General features: G+C 36.7%; 12 protein-coding genes. 7 read left to right on the forward strand and 5 right to left on the reverse strand.

Going from position 1 to position 21,464, the window contains the following annotated elements; translation table 11 throughout:
- Positions 1-493: 493 nt before the first annotated feature.
- From ABW637_RS00575 to ABW637_RS00585, 3 genes are read left to right on the forward strand one after another with little or no spacing between them, the layout of a single operon-like run.
- Positions 494-4,228 (forward strand): RHS repeat protein, encoded by a 3,735-nt coding sequence (locus ABW637_RS00575; protein ID WP_367582675.1) that lies wholly within the window; start codon positions 494-496, stop codon positions 4,226-4,228.
- Positions 4,229-4,237: 9 nt separating this feature from the next.
- Positions 4,238-10,243 carry a DUF6443 domain-containing protein gene (locus ABW637_RS00580; RefSeq protein WP_367582676.1) on the forward strand — a complete coding sequence of 2,002 codons (6,006 nt, stop codon included), beginning with the start codon at positions 4,238-4,240 and terminating at the stop codon, positions 10,241-10,243.
- A 2-nt stretch (positions 10,244-10,245) separates the two neighbouring features.
- A complete protein-coding gene (locus ABW637_RS00585) occupies positions 10,246-10,743 on the forward strand; it encodes a hypothetical protein (RefSeq protein ID WP_367582677.1) in 498 nt (165 codons plus the stop codon).
- Between the two features lie 115 nt (positions 10,744-10,858).
- On the opposite strand, the gene ABW637_RS00590 is transcribed toward ABW637_RS00585, so the two are convergent.
- From ABW637_RS00590 to ABW637_RS00600, 3 genes are all read right to left on the reverse strand, one after another.
- Positions 10,859-11,050: a hypothetical protein gene (locus ABW637_RS00590; RefSeq protein WP_367582678.1), complete on the reverse strand. Its 192-nt coding sequence runs from the start codon at positions 11,048-11,050 to the stop codon at positions 10,859-10,861.
- A 78-nt stretch (positions 11,051-11,128) separates the two neighbouring features.
- On the reverse strand, positions 11,129-12,463 hold the full coding sequence (locus ABW637_RS00595) for a RagB/SusD family nutrient uptake outer membrane protein (protein WP_367582679.1): 1,335 nt from the start codon (positions 12,461-12,463) through the stop codon (positions 11,129-11,131).
- 18 nt (positions 12,464-12,481) lie between these two features.
- The gene (locus tag ABW637_RS00600; RefSeq protein WP_367582680.1) at positions 12,482-15,469 is read right to left on the reverse strand and encodes a SusC/RagA family TonB-linked outer membrane protein; all 2,988 of its coding nucleotides are present in this window, start codon (positions 15,467-15,469) and stop codon (positions 12,482-12,484) included.
- Between the two features lie 253 nt (positions 15,470-15,722).
- On the opposite strand from ABW637_RS00600, the gene aspS reads away from it, so the two are divergent.
- The 4 genes from aspS to ABW637_RS00620 all read left to right on the forward strand — a co-directional run bounded on the left by aspS (position 15,723) and on the right by ABW637_RS00620 (position 19,913).
- Positions 15,723-17,471, forward strand: coding sequence for an aspartate--tRNA ligase (aspS, locus tag ABW637_RS00605; RefSeq protein ID WP_367582681.1), 1,749 nt, complete (start codon positions 15,723-15,725; stop codon positions 17,469-17,471).
- A 99-nt stretch (positions 17,472-17,570) separates the two neighbouring features.
- Complete coding sequence (locus ABW637_RS00610; protein ID WP_367582682.1) at positions 17,571-19,358, forward strand: chloride channel protein; 1,788 nt, start codon at positions 17,571-17,573, stop codon at positions 19,356-19,358.
- A gap of 11 nt (positions 19,359-19,369) precedes the next feature.
- Positions 19,370-19,627, forward strand: a complete 258-nt coding sequence (locus ABW637_RS00615; protein WP_367582683.1) for a hypothetical protein — start codon at positions 19,370-19,372, stop codon at positions 19,625-19,627.
- An 88-nt stretch (positions 19,628-19,715) separates the two neighbouring features.
- Complete coding sequence (locus ABW637_RS00620) at positions 19,716-19,913, forward strand: cold-shock protein (protein ID WP_091408123.1); 198 nt, start codon at positions 19,716-19,718, stop codon at positions 19,911-19,913.
- 54 nt (positions 19,914-19,967) lie between these two features.
- Here the strand turns inward: ABW637_RS00620 and ABW637_RS00625 are convergent, their stop codons facing one another.
- Together ABW637_RS00625 and ABW637_RS00630 are read right to left on the reverse strand one after the other, a co-directional pair.
- Positions 19,968-20,738, reverse strand: a complete 771-nt coding sequence (locus ABW637_RS00625; RefSeq protein ID WP_367582684.1) for a BamP family beta-assembly machinery protein — start codon at positions 20,736-20,738, stop codon at positions 19,968-19,970.
- A gap of 52 nt (positions 20,739-20,790) precedes the next feature.
- Complete coding sequence (locus tag ABW637_RS00630) at positions 20,791-21,456, reverse strand: 3'-5' exonuclease (RefSeq protein ID WP_367582685.1); 666 nt, start codon at positions 21,454-21,456, stop codon at positions 20,791-20,793.
- Positions 21,457-21,464 lie beyond the last annotated feature (8 nt).

Raw genomic sequence — 21,464 nt, forward strand, 5'->3', positions numbered from 1 at the left:
ACTTTATGGAGTACTACACATACGTTATTCCTCAGCCGAAGTATTGTCGTTAGTGCCGGTATTGCTGCCATTTACTATAATCTGGATGACGCGGATTTACAATCCGCACAACCAACAAATATAAATTCAAAACAGCCACAACCAAGTGGTTTGTATCTTTCCTAAAAAAGACTAATTCTCAAACACTTATACAAGAAATTACTTCCACGTTTTCGCGGAATCGAGGGCACTACTTCTTGTTTTAACCCCAGTATTCCTATTACATTTGACATCATTAAGGGGAAATAAATTGTTTTTATACTTCGCGAAATTTTAGCATCGAAACATTGTGACTAATCACGTTTTAGGGTTGTTGATCATGTTTTTTTGCCATACAACGAAAAGTTAAAAGAAAGTAGATTTACCCGCATTGATCGTATTGCTCACCTAGGATTATAATGTTAGGTTTGCCATTGGAAAAATTGAATCACTAATATACTTATCATCATTAATTATGAATAAATTTATTTGTTCTCTAGCATTTTTATGCTGTTTTTATTCTGGATATGCTCAGGGTGAGGGCGGTGTTACTCCAAGCTTTGATTATACCGCAGAGCTATCTCGTGCAGTTGCCATTCCAAATTCACCAGAGGCACAGGCCTTTGTAAAATATGGTACTATTCCTTTTAACCATTATACGGGTACTACCAATATTTCGGTCCCTATTTGTGAGATCCAGGGAAATAGTTACAGTATACCGATAAGCATGACATATGATGCCACAGGAATTAAAGTAGGGCAATTAGCCACCAATGTAGGTTTGGGTTGGAACTTAAATTACGGAGGCGTGGTTTCACGACAAGTACATGGACTACCTGATCAAGCTACAGGGGGGTATGCAAAGATTACAGATACGCAAACACGTGATGGACTTGAGGCTATATATAAAGACCGACAAATGACTAGCTATGATACAGCAGATGAAATGTATTATGGTAATAGAGTGTTAGAGAATTATAGATTGAACAATATCGACACCCAAGCAGACACCTTCAGTTTTAGTGTCAATGGGCTCTCGGGAACCATAGGGATTAATTATGATGTACTTCAAAATGGCAAATACAGGGTTTTTTGTATCGAAAACCCCCATGTACAAATCGATTACACACTGCTGGGAGATAAAATCAATAGCTGGATCATTACCGATACCGATGGCACTACCTACCAGTTTGCCAAAGCAGAATACACGTTTACCTCATATAGCACCGAACAAAACGAATACGATGCCGAATACATTTCATCATGGTATGTAACCCGTATTCAAACCGCCAATGGGGAAGATACTATAGACTATCAATATAGTAACGGTGTGTATTATCAAGAAGGGCAATATCTACCTAACAATATAGTTTGGGAGTACTATTATGACAGCATAAACAACAACAGGCTTGAGAAAAGTGTTATAACACAGCACAAACAAACGATCTATAAAATCAAGCAGTTCTATCCTACTGCAATTTTACTTAATAATACCCCGGTACTAACGACAAGCGTAATTCCCAGGGAAGATTTATTAGGGCAATCTGCTATTTCTAATATTACCGTGCATAATACAGTTGGGCAAACAGTAAAAAACATTGCCCTTGATTATTCATATTTCACAACAGGTAATCCATCTACTCAGCAATTAGAAAAAGGTAAACGTCTTAAGTTAGACCGTATACGTTTTATAGAAACCTTAGGCAATCCTGATGGAGGTCCGGTTCCTGGAGGTCCATCTCTAGAAGAGAAAGTTCATAGTTTCGAATATTTTAACCCTACCAGTTTACCACCAAGGGATTCTAATGCAATGGATCTATGGGGATATTCTAATGGAAATAATCATAGTACTGTTTTTGTACCGGGTAATAATCATAGCTTTAATCAGCAGTTTGAAGCATCAATAGGTGAACAGATTACAGGAGCAGATCGAAGACCAAACCTGTCCTACGCCAAAAATGGTACATTAAAAAAGATTACGTATCCAACAGGCGGGTCTACTACTTTTTATTACGATGCACATAGAGGTTCTATCGAGCAGGACAATGCGTATTCTAATAGGTCAAGCATTGTTTATGGAGGGAATAACAATCATCCCATTGCAACAAATGACCTCAACGATTGCCCTAATTTAGATGATATTGCATACGAAAATACTATACAAAATGTAAGTAACGCAAAACTCATCATCGATGCAGACAATGCTAACAAAGCCATTACTTTTGATGTTGATTTTATCAATAATGTCCAGGGCAATCCAGTGGCAACCAATAACATCAAGTTTATATGTATTTACAAATCTCGATTTGGTACTAATGAATGTCAGACGTATCCTTGCCCAGATCCAGGTCAAGGAGGGTTAATCCCTAATGAATGTGCCACTAGTAATACCTATACGATATGTGACAGGGACGATCCTCCCCTAACCTATTGTGATATTATGACCAGCGATCCTTACAATAATCCCAACATTGTATATATTAACACAAATCCGGGACCAGATTTTACCTTAAACCTGGAAGAAGGAGATTATCGCATGTTACTTGTAAATGGATATCAGGATACTTCTCTATCTGTAAACTATAAATTGATTACCACCATAAATCGTATCAATACCGTAGGTGGTTTACGAGTAAATAAAATTGAAAGTACTCCATCTAATGAATCCGACGAGAAGCTTACTAAATATTACTATTATAATGAATTACCCGAAAACACAACAATTACTCCTAGTCTTGTAGAAAATCAATTTACTTCGTCGGGGATCATTCATCAAAAAATCAGGTTTTCTGAAGAGGAATTTCACTACGGAAAGCTTACGCGATCAACATCAACACATTGTAGTGTTTTGGGTGGTGGATCCTCTCCAGGTGGTACTGGTAGTATTAATGAATATATAAATGCAACTGTTTTTAAATTTTACAGCTATAATCTAGCACCAAAAACAAGGCATAATATTGCCTATTCTAAGGTAACAGAATTATTATTTAACAATGATACCTTCCAAGGGAGTACACTATATGAATATTATAATGACGATGATGGGTTAATCAATAATCATCAACCTTATTTTGTAAGCAAACATCTAAACGGAAAGCCTAAAAAAACCAGTCATTATGATAATGCTAAAAACAAGTTACAAGAAAGTGAGCAAGAATACCAACAGATAACCTTGGATGCTTCTGTACCCTATAACGGTATATTTATGATTCCCGATGCAGTGTTTCATCATTCATGCACCGAGAAAGTGTCCAGCGGGAATACTCATACGGTAACCGTTACCGCTATCCCAGGAGAATCCACTTGTAATTTATTTCAATGTAATGGAACACCTGGTGGGACCAGTACTTTTTTAGCTAATAGATATCGCTTAACACCCGTATGGACTCGATTAGAAAAACAGACAGAAAAGCAATATTTTAGTAATGACTCTGTAACAACTATTACTAAGCACTTTTATGATAACACTATTCATAAACAAGTAACGCGTACAGAAACTACTAAAAATACCGAGGAAACTATACTCTCAAAAACGTATTATCCGCAGGATGCAGGATCACTTACTGATCTTAGCACAACCAATTTGGATGCGATCAATAAACTAAGTAGTCAGCATCGTATTGCCACCCCAATACAGGTAGAAACCTACCTAAAAACAGGAGTAGATAGTGCTTTACTTTCTAAGACACGTACAGAATTCAAAGACTGGGGAGGCGAAAAAATCTATCCCGAAATAATATCTACCAAGGATCCTATGGCTAGCAATTGGGATGAACGTATGCGCTATATAAACTATGATGATCAAGGGCACCCATTAGAGGTAACACAAACCCATGGAGCTCCAAGCGTTTTTATCTGGGGATATAATAATCGTTATCCAATTGCCAAAATCAGTAATGCTACCTATGCAGGTATGCCTACCGATCTAACCAACCTGATCAATGAGATTAAAACAACATCCAATACCGAGAATTCTACTGTAAAGGAAACCAATATGCAAACGCTAATGGAAACCTTACGCACACATGATTATTTTAAAGATTCAGAAGTAACTACGTATACCTATGACCCACAGATTGGAGTGACCAGTATCACAGACCCCAGGGGAGAACGAATCCAGTACTATTACGACGGCTTCAACCGATTAGAAGCGGTTAAGGATAATGAAGGTAATCTAATTTCTGAACACAAATATCACTACAAAAACTAAGGATCAACGATGAAAAATAAATATATCTATATATTGATATGGGTTTTATGTAGCCCATTCTTAAGTTACAGTCAATTAGTTCTAGACCCATGTTTTGGAGATGATGGTGGAACAGCTTATTATCGAGACCTCGATGGAGATGGATATGGTAGTAACAGTTCGGCGGTATGCCGTAACACTCGCCCCGCTGGTTATGTGACCAGAGGTGGAGATTGTAACGATAATGATGCCGATGTATATCCGGGAGCTACCGAAAGATGTGATGGAAAAGATAATGATTGTAACACTCAAGTTGACGAAATACCTAAGCCGGGAACACCAAGTTCTCCTTCGGTATCCAATCAATGCGGAAAATCGGTATTAACGCGTGGTAACCCACCAAGTGGAATCATCTGGTATTGGCAGAACAATGCTTCGGGTCAGGACAAGGTCAATTCTGCAAAAACCATTACTAGGACTGGTGGCAGTGTTTATTATTTGAGAGCTTATAGTACCAGCACCTATTGTTGGAGTTCTGCCAAAACGGTAAACTATAGTGTTAAGGCAGTTCCTGCAACTCCCTCTGCTCCTTCTGTCTCTAATCAATGTGGGAAATCGGTATTAACGCGTGGTAACCCTCCCAGTGGAATTACCTGGTATTGGCAGAGTAGCGCCAGTGGTACAAGTACAGGAGTAACCGGCACTTCGGTTACCAGAACTAGTGGTAGCACATATTACCTTAGAGCGAGGCATAATAGTTCGGGATGCTGGAGCACAGCCAGAACTGTAAATTATAGCATCAAAGCGGTACCAGATGTACCATCAGCTCCTTCAGTATCAAATCAATGTGGAAAGTCTGTATTAACCAGAAGCAACCCACCTAGTGGAGTAACCTGGCATTGGCAAAGTAGTAGTTCGGGAACAGATACTTCATTTCCAAGTACGATATCAGTATTAACCCGAACCAGTGGGAGCCGATATTATCTTAGAGCAAGAAATACAAGTTCAGGGTGCTGGAGTACTGCTATCACAGTTAATTATAGTATCAAATCAGTACCCGGAGTACCATCAGCTCCAACAGTATCGAATCAATGTGGTAAAAGTGTATTAACAAGAAGTAATCCGCCAAGTGGTGTTACCTGGTATTGGCAAAGTAGCGCTTTGGGTACCGCTAGGAATTCAACCGCAATAAACGCATCATTTACGGCGACCAGTGGTAGTCGATATTATCTGCGTGCGAGAAACAATACTACAGGATGCTGGGGTACCGCCAGAGCGGTAGACTATAGCATTAAGTCACCACCACCTACTCCTTCAGCTCCAAGTGTATCAAATCAATGTGGAAAGAGCATACTTACAAGAACTAATCCGCCGAGTGGAGTTACTTGGTATTGGCAGAGCAGTGAAAACGGTACGAGCACTTTAAGTTCAAGTTCATCGATTACCCGAACTAGCGGAAGTACCTATTACCTTAGAGCTAGAAATAATAGTACAGCATGTTGGGGAACGTCTAGAAGTGTATCCTATAGTATCAAAGCCCTACCTCCTATCCCTGCAGAAGCTTCAGTAACAAATAACTGTGGAAACAGTGTGCTAACCAAGAGCACCTTTGTTCCTAGTGGAGTTACCGTATATTGGCAAAGTAGTGAAAACGGCACGAGTACTTCAAATGCGAATGCATCGATCACCCGAACCAGTGGTAGCAACTATTACCTAAGAACCAGGAACAATACAACAGGATGTTGGGGACCTACCAGAACAGTAAATTATAGTATCAAAACAGTTCCTGCAGTACCTTCAGCACCTTCGGTATCTAATCAATGTGGTGAGAGTATACTTACCAGAGGTAATCCTCCTAGTGGAGTCACCTGGTATTGGCAGGGTAGTGAAAACGGTACTAGTACTTCGGTAACCAGCACATCGGTTACGCACACTAGCGGAAACACCTATTATTTAAGAGCAAAACATAACAGTTCAGGATGTTGGAGCGATGCCAGAACTGTGAGCTATAGTATCAAAGCAATACCAGGAGTACCTTCGGCTCCATCGGTATCTAATGAATGTGGAAAAAGTGGACTTACAAGAAGTACACCACCTAGCGGGATTACCTGGTATTGGCAGAGCAGTGCTTCAGGAACAAGTACTTCAAGCTCGGGGGTGTCGATTACCAGAACAACGGGTAATACCTATTACTTAAGGGCTAGAAACAATAGTACAGCATGTTGGGGAACAGCCAGAAGTGTATCCTACACTATACAACCCGCTCCCACGTGGTATAAGGATAGTGACGGAGATGGTTTTGCCGGTAGTAGTATCGCGCAATGCACCAATCCGGGAGCAGGATATACACAAACGGTATTACCTGTTACCGATTGTAATGATAGTGATGCTTCACTACATCCTAATACCCAATGGTACGCAGATACAGATGCAGATGGGTTTGGAGATCCTAATAGTGTAGTGCAACAATGCGAGCAACCCACAGGATATGTTATCAATGCAGATGATCAATGTCCTGATACTGCAGGAGCTTTTAATGGTTGCGAAGACGGAACTTACGAGGCGATTACACCTAGTAATGAAAATTATATGTTTACCAAGGTATATCAAAAAGCGATGCCTACTGCAGATCAGGTAACGCACAATAGAGACGTAATCGAAAGTATTGGGTATTATGATGGTCTAGGGAGACCGAAACAACAAGTTGCTATTAAAGCTTCCCCTACTGCCAAAGACATCATCACTCATATCGAATATGATGACCTGGGAAGACAAACCAAAGAGTATTTACCATTTGAGCGTCAAAATGGTGCTAAAGGAAGTTTTACAACTGTAAACCCGATCAATGATATCAATAGCTACTATCAAAGTAAGTATGCAGATGATTTTACAGGAATACCAGTTGCAGAGATAAATGCCTATAGTGAATCTATCTATGAAGCCTCACCATTAGGTAGAGTACTAGAACAAGGAGCACCAGGTGCAGCCTGGAAAGCTGACCCAACTAGTAATGCTGATCATACGATAAAATTTGATTGGAGTACCAATACTGCAGATGAAATTGTATGGTTTAAAGTACAGTTTACAAATCCTAGCAATACAGCACTGCCTAGTTTAATAAAAGATGGTTTTTATGCAGCTAATGAACTCTATGTTACCATCACCAAAGATGAAAACTGGACAGTGGCAGATGTAGATAACCACACTACCAAAGAATACAAAAACAGACTAGGCCAAGTGGTGCTTAAACGAACATTTAATGCAAGTGTGCCTCATGACACATATTACGTGTATGATGATCTTGGTCGTTTGTCGTATGTAATTCCACCTAAAGTAACCTTAAGTCCTACAGACGGAGTATCGGATAGTGAGCTTAACGAACTATGTTACCAGTATCGATACGATTACAGAAATCGATTGATCGAGAAAAAGATCCCGGGCAAAGGATGGGAATATATTGTCTATAATAGACTAGATCAACCCGTACTAACCCAAGATGCGAATCTTAGGAAAGAAAATTCAGGGAAATCATATGATTATTGGCTGTTTACTAAATACGATGCGCTGGGTAGAATAGTCTATACTGGTAAAATAATCAATAACAGTAGCCGAAAAATATTGCAAAGCAGAACGTATTCATCTACGTATGAACAATACGAGCATAAAGAGGCGACTCCAAATAGTATTGCGGGTACCGATGTGCATTATAGTAAGGACGCCTATCCTACCAGTATGCAAAATATTTATACCATCAATTATTACGACAATTATGAGTTTGATACAGCTGGGATCACAAAACCGAGTACGGTCTACGGGGTAGGCACCACAGATCGTACTCGATCCTTAGCTACCGGGAGCAAAGTAAGGGTGCTAGGTACTAATGATTGGATTACCACGGTAACGTATTATGATACAAAAGGAAGGCCTATTTATGTAGCTAGCAAGAATGAATATCTTAATACTACTGATGTTGTAGAAAGTAAATTGGATTTTGTGGGTAAAGTATTAGAAACCAAAACTACCCATACCAAAGGCAGTAATGCTGCGATCGTAACCATAGACAAATTTGAATATGACCATATGGGTAGAGTATTGAAACAAACCCAAAAGATCAATACTCAGGATGAAGAACTGATTGCTGCTAATACCTATGACGAACTAGGGCAATTAGTCTCTAAAAAAGTAGGAGGCACTTCGACTACGCTCAGTGCCCAAGGAGCCCCGAGCGTAGCCGAGGGGTTACAAACGGTAGATTACACCTATAACGTGCGCGGTTGGCTTAGAGGAATCAACGATGCCAATACCCTTGGTAACGATCTCTTTGCCTTTGGGATTAACTATAATAACGTTACCGAAAACACCCACAGAGTTGATTCTTTATATAATGGTAATATAAGTGAAACCATCTGGAAAACAGCCAACGATAACACAAAACGATCTTATTCGTATAGTTATGATCATCTTAACCGAATCACAGATGGATTTTGCAGTAACGGAAGTTATAACCTGCTGGGAGTGACCTATGATAAAATGGGGAACATCATGTCTCTAAACAGAAACGGTTATCAAGGTGGATCGAGTTTTGGCAGCATGGATGCACTATCCTATACGTATGATAACGGTAATAAACTACTAGGCGTAATAGATGGTGGTAATAAAGCCTATGGCTTTAAAGATGGCACCAACACTAATGACGACTATGTATACGATGCTAATGGTAATATGACGATCGATCAAAACAAAGGGATTAGTAGCATTACATATAACCATCTTAATTTACCCGAAACCCTTGCAATCTCAAATACTGAAGGAACAGGAAATATTAGCTATATTTATGATGCCGCTGGAACGAAGCTTAAAAAAGTAGTGACAGAAGGAAGTTCTTTAACAACTACTGAGTATGCTGGTAATTATGTATATAAGAATGGTAATCTTGAATTTTTTAACCAGCCTGAAGGGTATGTAGAAAAAGAGGCGGATGGATATAAGTATGTCTATCAATTTAAGGATCATCTTGATAATATTAGATTGAGCTATAAGGATGCTGATAAGAATGGATCAATCTCTCAAAGTGAAATCATCCAAGAGAAGAATTATTATCCTTTTGGACTACAACATAAAGGATACAATAATGTGATAAATGGTGCTAAAAATAACCATCAGACATTCCAAGGTCAAGAACTTGAAGAGGAACTAGGGAAAAATACTTTGGCTTACCAATGGAGGGACTACGACCCAGCAATTGCACGATTTAATAAAATAGATAGGTTTGCGGAGAAATATAAAAATGTAACACCTTACCAATTTGCTCTAAATAGTCCAATGCGATATACAGAAATCAAAGGTGATAGTATAAACCTTAGAGCGATACAACAATACGACAAAAAGAATAACACTAACTATACTCAAACTATAGTTGATAATTTATCAGAAATAACAGGTTTACAACTTTCAGCGGATAGTAAGACAGGAATGCTTGGTTATGCAAAAGATGGAGACGGAAACGCTATAGTAACACAGGTTGCTTCCGAGGATGAAAATGGTGTTATAACAGATGAAACTGTAGATGGAGGTAGTCAATCAGCTAGAAATGATTTAATATCTGCTGTCGATAACAAAAAGACTGGGTTTGCAAGGATTAATAATAAATCAGCAGCAATCAGAGGAGGACTATTAATTAATATGGGACCAAATCAAATAGATAAGTTTGTAAATGGCTCTAACAACGTTAACAAAAATACTCTTGGTTATGGGATGACGTTTTTACACGAAATGCATCATTCAGCATTAGGTTTAGGAGTTGGAGACGATAAAAGTAAATTTGGTGCTACTGGAGGGGTTGTAGATAGGATGAATCTTATCAGAGGCGAATTGTCGAACCAATCATTTACGCAAAGCTATGGGACAAGAACTTCTTATAAAGCTCGTGGATTTAGTAGTGGAAAAGCTTATCTTCCTATGGGTCAAGGTTCATTTAAGAGATTAAATGGAAACAGAAAACCGACTACAGCATCACAAAAATTTATAGAATTTTAAATATGGAAAAATTAATATTGTTATTTTTTATATCGCTTATATCTTGTGGCTCTAGTAATTTAGAAGACCAAAAAAGTGGTGATGATGAAAAAATCTTATTAGCTTATGATTATGTGTCTCAAAAGTATGATGGCGATATTTTAGTGTCAAATACTCTAGTTGATATTGATATTGTAAATTTTGCAGAAGAAATATCAAAAAAACAGAAAAGAGAAATGTCTAAAGTATTAGATTCATTAATTAATGCTAAAGAGCAATACAAGTACGAAAAGAAGAAATATCCTATCAAAAAGCTTTTAAAAAAATCTAGTAAAGATGGTAGTATGAAATTATTCTTTTCTATACCGCAGAAGGATTATATAATGGTAGAAGCTTTTAAAGTTGAAAAAGATTTAAGTTATGATAAACTTACTTTATTCGGAAGTTCAGATGTATACCTGATTTATTTTAAGGATAATCAAATCTTAGAAAAACATCAAATCAAATTAGACTACAATTAAAAGAAAAACCCGATGGCACGGATTTGTAATCCGTGCTGCACATGAGTAAGCAAATAAAACAAAAGCTATGATTATACAATCATAGCTTTTTACTTTATGAGGTACTACACATATGTTATTCCTCAGTCGAGGTATCGTCGTTAGTGCCGTTACTGCTGCGATTTTCTACAACCTGATTGTATTGCCTGGCCAGGACATCAATCTGGTCTAAGATAATGGTGTGTCCTTTTGCAGTGGCCAATGTGGCATGTGCGTCTATATGAACAACAAAGGTTCTATACGCTTCTTTAATCCATAAAATGTACACTTAATTTTTGAAATCTACGACACAAAAAAAAACGCCGCAATCATTGCGGCGTTTTTTGTTATATTAATTTGAATACTATTATCGATTCTCATTATCTGGTGTAGGGAATCGATCAAAAAGTCCATCACCTGGCCTATCAATAGAACCGGCTAAATCACTTTCTAATCTACCAAATCGTCTTAAATCAATCCATCGATGACCTCCTTCTGCGTAAAGAGAATATCTTCTTTGGTTTAAAATTTCATTTACCAATTCTGCAGGAGTAGTACCTCCTGAATATGCAGGTAATCCGGCAGCAGTTCTAATCACATCTATAGCGGCTACAGCAGCAACAGGATCTGTAATATGATTTGCCTCTGCAGCTAACAGAATCAATTCTTCATTTCTAATAATAGGTACAGAAGTAATGTTACTCGTATAAACAAACACATCGTGAGTTGCATTTAAATCATCAGGAGAATTAGCAACTCCATCTGGCCCAGCTACAGTAATTGGATCATCTCTAAGGACTACTTTATTTAATCGGTTATCTCCCGCTTCTGCATCAGTAATAAATGTTGGATGAGTTAACCTTACATTAGATAACGAACTATTTAATGCAAAAAATAAAGGATTAGCAATATCAGCTCCATCTAATGAAAATGTAAAATAGGCACCTGTTGAAAGATCTCCACTCATATTCATAAAAGAATTTCCAAGAAGGGTAAGTACCGAAGCATAATTACCGCGATAGGCTTCTACTCTAGCTGCCAATGCATTATTGAATTCTAGAAAACTAACTTGACTGAAACCTGAAGGAAGAGAAAAAGCAAACCCACTACCAGCATTAGATAAATCGGTTGCTCCCTCGGTTAGCAAATTAAAAATAGCGGTTAAAGAATCATCATAACTTAAGAAAGGCCCTAAATTTTGAGGGTCAGCAACATCTACTCGTATCCCATTTTCAAATTGTTGATTTAATACCATTAACAATTCATGAGCCTTTATCGTATTAGCAAAACCTCGTATTCCTGCGACTTCCTCTGCAGAAAACGTTTCGGTTGTATTCGCTAATCCTTCTAGTAATAAGTTAACATTTTTGATTGTTGCATAACGAGCAGCGTAAGGGTTAGTCGTATAAAACGTATTATTATCCAACGTTCCCGTTAATAAATCTGCTGTCCATCTCGGATCAGAACTTGCAACACGCCAATATTCTCGTCCGGCTACTGCCTGACCATCTACCTGCGTACCTAACTGAAAACGCATACTAGACAAAATACCAAATACTACATCTCTTAACTCTCCACGAGATAAATCACTGGATATAGACTCTGTACTAGGCCCATTTAGATCTTTTCCATCTTCAATCTCACATGATACGAATATCATTGAGGATAAAATCCCCATTAAAAATATTTTGATTATTTTCATTTTCTTATAATTTTTTGTTTAAAAGTCAACAGCTAAGTGAAATAAGTAACGTTTTGAAGTAGGAAATGGTGTAACTTCTACTCCAGTCGACAATCCGTTAGATCCAAAATTTGACACCTCAGGATCATAACTATTATAATCAAATACATTGATTAGATTGTTTCCTGAAAATCCAATTTTAAGGTTAGAAACATATTTTCCAAAAACCTTCTCACGAATATTACTTGACAAGTTATAGTATAAACCAACTTCTCTTAATCTAAGATACGAGGCATCCTCAACAAATGGAGTTGCATTTCCTGAACTAAAGGCTCCTATTCTAAAAGGCCCATTGGGTGTTGCTCCAGCAGGATCCAAATCAATATCATCAAAATCTGGACTGGTACCACCAAAATCACTCAATAAATTAGTTAGATTGATATTGTCTCCTCCTTGTTTCCAGTGCCATAAAAATGATAATGTAAAATCTTTATAACTCAAATTGTTACTCCAGGTCATTTGGAAGTCAGGAGCTGCGTCTCCTAAAACTACTAAATTACCATTTGCGTCATTACCTACAATTTGTGTAGCACTTTTTCCTTCTTCTATTCTAAAAGTACCTAAACCTTGCCCAAATCCTCCAAGATTAAATGCATCTACATCTAACTTGGTAATTTCCGATTCATTAGTAAAAAATATCAAATTAGAATTCCAATTAAAATCATCTCCTTGAACTACATCAGCATCTATACCAATTTCAACCCCTCTGTTTTCTAAATTACCCGCATTTGAAAATTCTAAAGTAAATCCTGATGAAGGCTCAATGTTTGATCTCAAGATCAAATCATCAACGGTTTTATTATAATATGAAAATTCTAAGTTAATTCTACTATCTAAGAAACTTGCATCAAAACCTACTTCGAATTCTTTTTGACGTTCTGGAGAAATATCTGGATTTCCAAGTGCTAAGGGTGCTACCGGAACAGTAATACCGGCAATACCATCAATTAAGGTATTTGTATAGGTTGTGAATAAAGCTCCGTTAGGCGCAAAATTTCCTGCTTCACCATAAGCAGCTCTAATCTTGAATTGATTCATTACAGGAACTTTCCAAAAATCAAAATTATGAAGGTTTACAGCTACAGATGCTTTAGGATAATAAAATAATTCATTAGCATCTCCATTATTAGAGGATTTATCACCTCTTACCCCAATCGTACCAATGATTTTGTCCTGATAATTTAATTCTTCCTGTACAAAAAATCCTTGATCTTCCTGTTCTTGTCTAAATTGATCCACGCTTATGTTAGCCCCTTGGTCTAAATTTGTTTCAAAAGCTATTAAGTCTGTCGCGATATTACCTACAGTATTTCTAGAAAATGTTTGCTTAGTAACCCCTGCTTGTGTTCTAAAATTAAGATCATTACTAGTGGTATAATTATGTACTAAAAAAGCCGAATAATTGGCATCTTTATTTTCTGTAGTTCCTAATGCAGATACACCATTAACACCTCCATTACTAGGTTTTTGAAATTGTAATGTTTTTGGGAAAATAGTAGTTGTTATTAACTCATAATAATCAACTCCTGCTCCTAAAACAGCTTTTAAGTTCGATTTTTCGGATTCATACAACTTAACATCTAATGTACTCCCCACAATAAATCGATTGACATCTTCTCTATTGGTAATCAAATCTCTAGTCTGTAATGGGTTTGAAGCTGCATCAGGATTATCAGGATAAACTCCCAATGCATTAGGAAACAACTGTGTCCATGGCAATGTAAAAGTAGCTGATTGACCTATTGTAGTAGTGGTATTATCATTATTAAAATACCCACGATCAGATTTAGAATTTATATAATTACTAGATAAAGAAAGTTTAGCCCGATCTTCAAGAAAACCATGATCAATATTTAAACGTATAGATTTTCTGTTATATCCTGTATTTTTAACAATCCCATCTTCATCGTTATTTGAAAAAGCGGCATAAAACTGCGTGTTTTCTGATCCTCCAGATACATTAACGCTAGTGTTATTAATAAACCCTTCTTCACCATAAATTTCTTCTTCGTAGTCTACAAGCGTACCACTATTACGAGCAGCTGTAAACAAGGCTCCATTACCAGCACCTGTTGATTCGGCTGTTGCTTCAGTAAAGTTTCTTTGGCCTCTAAATCTAATAATTTTATTAAACCCAACATCCTGACTAAAAGAAATTTTAGTCTTTCCTGCTTTTCCTTTTTTCGTGGTAATAATGATTACCCCAGCTGCAGCCCTGGCTCCATAAATTGCTGCTGCCGATGCTCCTTTAAGCACTTCAACACTTTCTATATCATCTGGGTTAATATCCGCGATCCTGTTTGAAGGATTATCCTGGCTAGATGGGTTTCCACCACTTGCAGCTCCAGATACTGAATTTAGACCAGCCGCAGAGATACTTTCATTATTAACATATACCCCATCTACTATATATAGCGGTTGAGAATTACCATTAATAGAAGTTATCCCTCTTAATTTTACGGAGATCCCACCACCTGGTGCACCAGAACTCTTCGTAATTAATGCTCCAGCAAATTTACCTGCCAAAGCTCCGTCTAAGGTTTGTGGAGGCGTTAGCCCTGCAAGATCTTCTGCAGAAACAGAGGCAACAGCATTGGCCGCATTACTTCTTTTTACAGAAGTTGCTAAACCAGTAACTACCACTTCTTCTAAAGCTTCAGAAGATTCGCTAATCTGCACGGTAATCGCTCCTGCTGTAGCAACATCTACCATTTGTGTTGCAAATCCAAGAGCAAATACCCTTAATCGAACTGGCAAAGCATTAACATTAATCGAAAAGTTACCGTCTATATCTGTGGCTGTACCATTATCGGTTCCATTTTCAATAACATTAACAAAAGGCGCCCCTTCTCCGGTACCCTCTACCATCACTTTCCCCGTAATGGTCTCCTGAGCTAAAAGAATAGCCGGAGCAAAAATTAATAATAGCAGAATCTTCATTCTGCTAAAATGAGTTTGTTTTTTCATAATGATTTGTTTAAATGTTCGGTTAAATCTATTAAAAGATATTGATAAAAAAATGTTAAAACTAACAATTGTTCGTGTAAAATAAGTCACACCTGCCTAAAATACCTAGCATAATTATTAAAAAAATACATTATTAACAATTTTCGAAGCTACTGTGTATTATTTAACAATTTGCCAATCGCCTTATTTTCTTATGATCCATACTTGTATACCTTAAAACTTTCTTATTTTTGCTGCCTTAATACAAGCTACTATGTACAGAAGTCATTCTTGTGGCCAATTACGCGCCTCAGATATCAATAAAGAAGTTACCCTGGCAGGATGGGTGCAAAAAACTCGCGATAAAGGGTTTATGATTTGGGTGGATCTTAGAGATCGCTATGGTATCACCCAGTTGATCTTTGATGAAGAACGTACTCCTAAGGATGTAGTAGAGAAAGCCAAAACTTTGGGTCGCGAATTTGTAATCCAGATCAAAGGTACTGTGATAGAGCGCGAATCTAAGAATGCGAACATTCCTACTGGTGAAATAGAAATTCTGGTAAGCGAATTGAATATACTTAATGAAGCCTTAGTCCCTCCTTTTACTATAGAAGACAACACCGATGGTGGTGAAGATATACGAATGAAATACCGATATCTGGATATTCGTCGTAATCCAGTAAAAAATAGCTTGATGTTTCGTCATCAGGTAGCTATGCAAGTACGTAATTATCTATCTCAGGAAGGTTTTATTGAAGTTGAAACTCCTTATTTAATTAAATCCACTCCAGAAGGAGCGCGTGATTTTGTGGTCCCTTCAAGAATGAATGAAGGACAATTCTATGCACTACCGCAATCGCCACAGACCTTTAAACAATTGTTGATGGTGGGTGGTATGGATAAATACTTTCAGATTGTAAAGTGCTTTAGAGATGAAGATCTACGTGCCGACAGACAGCCAGAATTTACACAGATAGACTGTGAAATGGCATTTGTAGAACAAGAAGATATTTTAAACATATTTGAAGGCCTTACCCGCAATCTAATTAAAGAGATTAAAGGAATTGAAATTGGTGATTTTCCGAGAATGACCTATGACGAGGCTATGAGAATCTATGGTAACGATAAACCCGATATTCGTTTTGGGATGAAGTTTGGTGAACTTAATACCGTTGCCCAGCACAAAGATTTTAAAGTTTTTAATGATGCAGAACTTGTAGTGGGTATTGCCGTTCCTGGTAGAGCTTCGTATACACGAAAAGAAATTGACAAGCTTATCGATTGGGTAAAACGCCCACAAGTAGGTGCTCTGGGAATGGTATATGTAAAATGTAATGAAGATGGAACTTATAAATCATCTGTAGATAAGTTTTATGATCAGGAAGATTTAGCTAAATGGGCTGCAACAACAGGTGCAAAAACAGGAGATCTGATTTGTGTTCTTTCTGGTCCAACACATAAAGTAAGAGCACAATTAAGTGCCTTGCGTATGGAATTAGCAGAGCGTCTTGGTCTTAGAAACCCAGAAGAGTTTGCTCCATTATGGGTAGTTGATTTTCCGTTATTAGAATGGGATGAAGAAACAGAACGTTATCATGCTATGCACCACCCATTTACTTCTCCAAAACCAGAAGATATTCCTTTATTAGATTCTAAACCAGGTGATGTGCGTGCTAACGCCTACGACCTAGTATTAAACGGAAATGAAATTGGAGGAGGGTCTATTCGTATTCATGATAAAGAAACACAAGCTTTGATGTTTGATCATCTAGGGTTTACTCCCGAAGAAGCCAAAGCACAATTTGGATTTTTAATGGATGCTTTTCAATACGGCGCACCACCTCATGGAGGCCTGGCCTTTGGATTTGACAGATTAGTTGCTATTCTTGGTGGTCAGGAAACTATACGGGATTTTATTGCTTTCCCAAAAAATAATAGTGGCCGAGATGTGATGATCGATGCTCCGGCAAATATTGATACAGCACAATTAAAAGAACTAAATATTAAACTTGATTTATAATATTATCAAATCTATTGAGTTTTAGAATTTCAGTAAATATTAAATCCCGCTTATGGCGGGATTTTTATTACCTTTAACTTAATCAAGAGTTTATAAAAGATGTCTAGCCCCTCAAAAAAAACTTTACTATACAAGCTTTTAAAATGGCGCTATCGCAATATTTCTGATAAGAATTTTATTCTAATACTGAGTATTCTTGTAGGATTTACTGCCGGTCTTATATCTCTATTATTAAAAAATATTACCCACTTGATCCAGGTGGTTCTAGAAAGCGATATCATCTCCTGGCAAACTTCTTTTTATTTTATAATACCGGTTATAGGCCTATTAATTGTTTATGTTTTTACAAAATATATTATTAAAAAAAATGTACGATCTGCTATACCCTTGATTTTGCATTCTTTATCCAAAAAAGACGGGATTATAAAACCCATTCATGGGTATTTACCTCTTATTTTAGCACCCATTACCGTAGGTTTTGGTGGTTCTGTAGGACTTCTGGGGCCAGCTATAGGATCAGCATCTACGTTGAGCTCAGATATTAGTAACCTATTTAAAATAAAGGATAAGACTCGATTTTTATTAATCGGTTGTGCCGCTGCTGGTGCTATTTCTGCCGTTTTTAAGTCTCCACTCGCAGGTTTGGTATTTGCAGTAGAAGTCTTTAGTCTGGATCTTACTCTTACCTCGTTATTACCATTACTTTTTGCTTCGGTATCCTCTATACTTACCTCCTATTTCTTTTTAGGAGATGAAGTATTATTTAGATTCGATGTTGTAGAAAAATTTGATATTTATGATACTCCATTTTACATTATTTTAGGTGTAGGCACTGCAGTTGCCTCTATCTATTTTACTAAAATGTATTTCGGAATTCTGCATTTCTTTGACCGCTTTTCAAAAAAAATTCATAGACTTCTTATTGGCGGACTTGCCATAGGAATCATGCTATATTTTATACCCCCACTTTATGGTGAAGGACTTGGTTTTATAAATGACCTTTTGCATGGCGATCATTTAAAAGCAATCGGAAACTCTCCTTTTGATGATATGACAGGCAATATATGGATCGTTATTGCGCTATTAACCGGGATCACCATTTTTAAGGCCGTTGCGATGACCGCAACATTTGCGGCAGGTGGCTCTGGTGGAATATTTATCCCCACAATGGTGATGGGTAGTGCCCTGGGAAATGTAGTATCAAAGGTAATTAATAACCTGGGGATTGGTTTTCAGGTTTCGGAAGCTAATTTTACTCTATTGGGTATGGCCGGTTTGATAGCAGGGGTATTGCATGCTCCACTTACCTCTATATTTCTTATCGCCGAGATTACTTCGAGTTATGAACTATTTGTTCCTCTTATGATTACCACAGCCATATCATTTATTATTTCTAAAAATAAAATCGAACATAATATTTATACCCGAGAACTTGCAGAACAAGGGAATTTATTAACTCATGACAAAGACCAAACGGTCTTAACCTTGATGAATATAGAAGATTGTATAGAAACTAATTTTATTTCGGTAAAACCAAATTACACATTAAAGCAATTATTAAGTGAAGCTGTCGCTAAATCAAACAGAAACCTATTTCCGGTCACAGATGAATTTGATCATTTAATAGGTATGGTTTCTTTAGACGACATTAGAGATATTATGTTTGATATTACCATGTATCATAAAATAAAAGTTGAAACACTCATGTCGCAAATATCAACAGTAATTGTCTACGAAAATGATGACGTAAAAACAGTAATGCAAAAATTTCAGGATACTGGAGTATGGAATCTTCCTGTAATTAAAGACGGTAAATATTTAGGATTTATTTCTAAATCAAAACTCCTTACCTCTTATCGAAGAAAGTTGATTAATTTTACACGATAATCTAACGTGAAATGAAATACGTCATCAAAATACTTTTTATAGCAGTAATTATACTTGTTTGCGTAGGGTATTACTTCAAAAACTCTGGAGATCATATCACAGGAGACAAACTGGTTGGTATAGGGATATTAGCTGCTTCTTTTATTCTAATGCCAATTTTTATCTATCACCGATGGAAAAACAAAAAGGTAAAAGACTACATGCTTACCGAAGAAAACCTCAATAAAATGAGGAATTATGAAAAGAGTAAGGAAGACAAAAGGAAGTGATTTTTTAAAATATTCACATTTTGATAACGCTTCATAAAATATTTAAGATTAACTTTAGATCTCGAATATTTATTACAATTTTATTACAATGGAAGGAACAGTTAAATTTTTTAATGAATCAAAAGGTTACGGATTTATCACCAACGATGAAACCGGAAAAGACATCTTTGTACACGCATCTGGATTAAACGGAGAAGCTCTAAACGAAGGTGACAAAGTAGAGTATGAAGAGGAAGAAGGTCGAAAAGGAATTATTGCGGCTCAAGTTCGAGTAATTCACGACTAAAGAGATATGATTTCTATGATTCAAGAGCACTACTACCAGTAGTGCTTTGTTATTTTAATCAAGAATATACTTTGACTTAAAAACCTGACTCTGTTCTATAATAAACTCTAATGTTTTTAGCTTATCTGGTGATCGTAACGCCAGTTGAGTACCCGGTTGTTCTTTTAAATAATCAAGAAAATTATAATATTCGGTTTCCGGAATTTTTAGGCCCTGAACGAAAAATTCTTCGGTATAAAAATCAGTTATTTCTAAAACAACTTCCTTCGTTTTTTTCCTACTTTTAAAAAGATCTCCTGCTAATTCTGCTAAGCCCATAAGATTTATAGGAGTGGCATCCATCTCATCAGGTACAACCTGGTTTTTAACAGGTGATTGAGCATCATTAAATCCACCGACACCCATTTGCTTAAGTTCGGCTGCATTCCAAAAGGGAAGATTTTTAGTATGCGTAGGAATATTTACAATATCTGCTTTCAAATCACCAGTTAAAGAATACTGGGAGATCCTTACTTCATCTAATTCATTGACAGCTACTTCTAATCTAATTTCAAAAGTATCGATATCTACATCTTCCTTAAGTACAACATATTGTTTTAAAGCATACTGAATAGACGAAAAAACGATAACATCTCCTACATTGACTTTAATCTCGAAAAAACCATTGTCATCACTTATTACTCCAATATGCTGTGTTTGATTTAGTATATGTATAGCCTCTGCTTGTTGAGAATCTACTAGTACTTTACCTTTTAGCATCGTACCCTCCTGGGTATATCCATAAAAAGTAATCAATAAAGTAAAAACGAGGGTAATGTATCGCATCCAATAATTTTAACATTAAAAAGACGCACTATATGTAGAAGCGTTGCATGCTTTACCGTAGCCTAAGCATATCTTCTAAACCAAAACCTTTACTTTTCTTAAGTTTTGAAAGAATTTTTAAGAAAGCCATTGCAGTAATAAAAGCATCTCCCGAGGCTGTATGTCTATCACTTTTTGATATTTTTAAATCATTGCAAAGCTCATCCAAAGTATAGTTCATACGATCATTACGATATATTTGATGTTTAGAATTTCTGAAAAGTACTCCTGTGTCTACTATTTTATTTTTTAAATCACCTAATCCTTGCCTTTGTAGTGCCTTATTGATCATTGTCCTATCAAAACTGGCATGATGTGCAATTAGAATAGCATTACCAATATATTCTATAAATTGTTGTAGCGCTTCTTCTTCAAAAATTTTATCTAAAGCTCCATGTTTACGAATCCCATGAATCTCTACAGTAGCTTCATTAAAAATATCCTGCTCAAGATACACTTCTAATTGATCAGATACATTAATCCTATTATTTTTGACTCCAACCGCGCCTATAGACAATACCCTATCATGAGTATAATCAAAACCTGTAGTTTCTGTATCAAAAGCAATAAATCGAAGATCTTCTAGAGGTCCATTTTGATCTTTCTTGTTAAAGAGATCCAGGTACTCTTTCCAAAAATCAGGGTAATTCTTGTCGTTTTTTTTAGGCCAAAATTGCATTTATACTA

This window comes from Aquimarina penaris, assembly GCF_040786285.1.
GTDB lineage: Bacteria > Bacteroidota > Bacteroidia > Flavobacteriales > Flavobacteriaceae > Aquimarina.